The 3,076-nt window shown below is 47.6% G+C and carries 2 protein-coding genes and 1 pseudogene; 2 read left to right on the forward strand and 1 reads right to left on the reverse strand.

Features of this window, described 5'->3' with window-relative positions; all coding sequences use genetic code 11:
* Positions 1-188: 188 nt before the first annotated feature.
* Entirely contained in the window at positions 189-413 is a 225-nt protein-coding gene (locus tag HNR55_RS16515; RefSeq protein WP_166117200.1) for a hypothetical protein, read from the reverse strand.
* Positions 414-1,042: 629 nt separating this feature from the next.
* Between HNR55_RS16515 and HNR55_RS16520 the strand changes: the two genes are divergently transcribed.
* Both HNR55_RS16520 and HNR55_RS16525 read left to right on the forward strand, forming a co-directional pair.
* Complete coding sequence (locus HNR55_RS16520; RefSeq protein ID WP_373318156.1) at positions 1,043-2,092, forward strand: asparaginase; 1,050 nt, start codon at positions 1,043-1,045, stop codon at positions 2,090-2,092.
* A gap of 119 nt (positions 2,093-2,211) precedes the next feature.
* Positions 2,212-2,974 (forward strand): annotated as a pseudogene (locus HNR55_RS16525) (IS5 family transposase).
* Positions 2,975-3,076 lie beyond the last annotated feature (102 nt).

A 3,076-nucleotide genomic window follows, 5' to 3' on the forward strand; every position in this document is an offset into this window, starting at 1 on the left:
ATAATCTGGTCCTGCGTAAATCGTACTTTCTTCATCGTCTGTCTCCAGTAGACAGACCTTACTTCAAGTCGAGGGCATTTCAGGGGGCAAGGTCACTTCGCTGTGGACCCAGCCAGCGCCGTCGTTCCAGTTTGAGGTGAAAAACCGGGAGTATCAACCGTTTTTCGATCTCTTCATTTTATCGTGTATCAATATTTTACAGGATAGAAAGCATGTTTATCGAAACCAACGTTACGGGCATTGAATATATCAATCAGTTTCTGGCCAAAAAGTGTATCATCACCAGAAGCCAGCCATGCATCAATAAAATTACGGCCTTTTCCCATTAAATCAAACTGATAGGTTGACCATATTGCTAGTCCATCTATTCCATTTGGGGAATTATTGGACATCTGCTTGAACATATCATCCATTCCCTCATCTGTAGGATCCGGATAGAAATAGTCGACACCCATAAAATTTATTTTATTTACTCTATAAGCAAAATCGAGAGCTTCCTGACACCATACACTTGTGTAATTCCCTCCAGAAATCTCGTACCGTCGGCAAATTTCGGAAGACCAGAAATAAAACAGGGTGTTAATATCATGACGACAGATTTCAAAAAATCTTTGTATTGAAGGATTAATTCCATGCGCTATTCTCCCGGTAATTTTAATTTTATAATATTTCTGCCCTTAAGCATTCATAATGCTACCCGTATTCATCTCAACTATCACCATGCCATTTGGATTCCGAAAACTCGTAGCAGTAGGGCTTCTGGCGCATATCTTTTGTCAACGTAACCTAAAGACCTGCCCAAACAACCAAAGCCATCTCACAAGTATGTTGCGACCCAATTGGTTGGTGTGTGTGTCCAAAGATTGCTTTATAACAGACGAGTCCGGGAAAAGAGTCATCTTCTTCCAGCCAGTCTATTCATTTTAAATGGGTAAGGCAGGGGTGCCTGAGTAGTCTGTTATCACTCTTTACTGGAAAGACTGATTTTATGGTTTCTGTGCGTGTCCTGTCTCTTCTCGGTACAATTCTGAGCGCAGTGAATATGCAATCCGCTTTTGCTCATACAGCAGGAGTAGAGGCTTCCACAGCTACAGTGCATAAGCAGGCCACCTTGCCGCGTGTGTTGGTTCTGGCAACCGGGGGCACAATATCAGGAAAAATCAATACACGCTCTGCCATTGGTTATGATGCAGGTGCAGTGACTGGCCAGCAACTGATTGCTGGCGTACCGGGTGTGGAAAAACTAGCCCAATTACAGGTTGAGCAGGTTTCCAATATTGCCTCCCAGAATATGAATAGCCAGATATGGTTCAAACTTGCAGAGCGGATACGGAAGGCATTCGCAAACAATGAAGCAGATGCCATTGTGATTACACATGGAACCGATACAATGGAGGAAACGGCGTTCTTTCTGGATAATGTGATCGGAGATTCCCGCCCCGTTATTTTAACTGGCGCCATGCGGCCCAGCACGGCCATCAGTGCGGATGGTCCTGCCAACATGTATGAAGCCGTGAAGGTCGCGGCAGATCCGCAGGCTCACGGGCATGGTGTTCTGGTTGTTTTAAATGATGTAATCCAGTCTGCGCGTGGTGTGAGCAAAATGCACACCACAGAGTTACAAACATTCCATTCTCCAAATCTTGGTCCGACTGGTTATGTTGACCCGGCATCAGTGCGTTTTATTACCGCCGCCAAACCACGCCAGATTCTTGCTCTTCCGGCAGATCACACCCTCGCGCAGGTACAAATTGTGTACGCCCACGCCGATATGGATGCACAGCAGATTGATGATGCTGTGAAGGACGGTGCGCGTGGTATCGTCATTGCCGGGATGGGAGACGGAAATGTTTCTGATACTGCTTTGGCAGGCATTGAGCGGGCAAGAAAAGCCGGTGTAATTGTCGTGCGTTCCACGCGCGTCGGTAGCGGCATGACGAACCGGAACGTGGAAGTTGATGATGACCGATATGGTCTGATCGCCTCTATGGACCTCAATCCGCAAAAAGCACGAATTCTCCTTCAGCTTTTACTTGCTAACGGAAAAACAAAACCTGAAGACATTCAGCTAGCTTTTCAGACAGGTTTGTAAGTCGATAAACTGAAGCAGACGAGTTTAAGGATCCGAATAGAAAGTAGGTTCAGGACCTATTAATTTATTGAACTGAGCGAACGGTTGTGATTCACAGATTTACCGATGGAGGTGAGGCTGTGAGTGAGGTGGTTTTGCTGTCTGAGCGCCAGATGAAACGGATTGAGCCGTTTTTCCCTCTGGCGCACGGAGTGCCACACGTGGATGACCGGCGCGTTCTGAGCGGGATCGTTTATGTGATCCGCAACGGCCTTCAGTGGAAGGATGCTCCGAAAGCGTATGGCCCGGACAAGACATTATATAATCGCTTCATCCGGTGGAGCCGTCTGGCTGCCTTTAACAGGATATTTGTTGCCCTGACAGAATAGGCTGGTCGCTCGAAGCGTCTGATGATCGATGCAACACACCTCAAGGCACACCGGACATTGGCGTTCCTACTCAAAAAGGGCTTTTCCCCGCCATATCGGACGGACAAAAAGCGGCCTGAACTCAAAACTTCACGTCGTGTGCGATGATCAGGGCCGACCTGTCCGTCTTCATCTGACTGCGGGGCAGGTCAGTGACTTCAGAGGCGCAGACGTGCTTCTGGCAGACCTCCCCGATAAGACAGAAGACGTCATCGGGGACAGAGGCTACGACAGCAACCAGATCAGGTTATCACTTGCAGAACGCAATATCACAGCCTGTCTTCCGCCGAAGAAGAACCGGAAGTTAAAGCCACCTTACAATTGGCATCTGTATAAAAAGCGCCATCTGATCGAAAACATGTTCGCAAAGCTGAAAGACTGGCGACGTGTTGCAACCAGATACGACCGCGGCACTCATACCTTCATCTCCGCAATTCATATCGCAGCAAGCGTCATCTTTTATCTTAAAGAATGAGTCCTGAGCCTAGCACTACAGTTGCATTTTGTGTTGTGAGTGAGAGCGGATAGCGCTGGCTTGATGTTTTCGTCGAAAGACAGACCATCTGAGGATGTGGGC

This window comes from Acetobacter lovaniensis, from assembly GCF_014207635.1.
GTDB classification, from domain to species: Bacteria; Pseudomonadota; Alphaproteobacteria; order Acetobacterales; family Acetobacteraceae; genus Acetobacter; species Acetobacter lovaniensis.

What these genes read in the sequence shown, in the direction of transcription:
- HNR55_RS16515 (WP_166117200.1), bottom strand. Translation starts at nt 413, where the DNA reads ATGGATGATATGTTCAAGCAGATGTCCAATAATTCCCCAAATGGAATA.
- HNR55_RS16520 (WP_373318156.1), top strand. Translation starts at nt 1,043, where the DNA reads ATGCAATCCGCTTTTGCTCATACAGCAGGAGTAGAGGCTTCCACAGCT.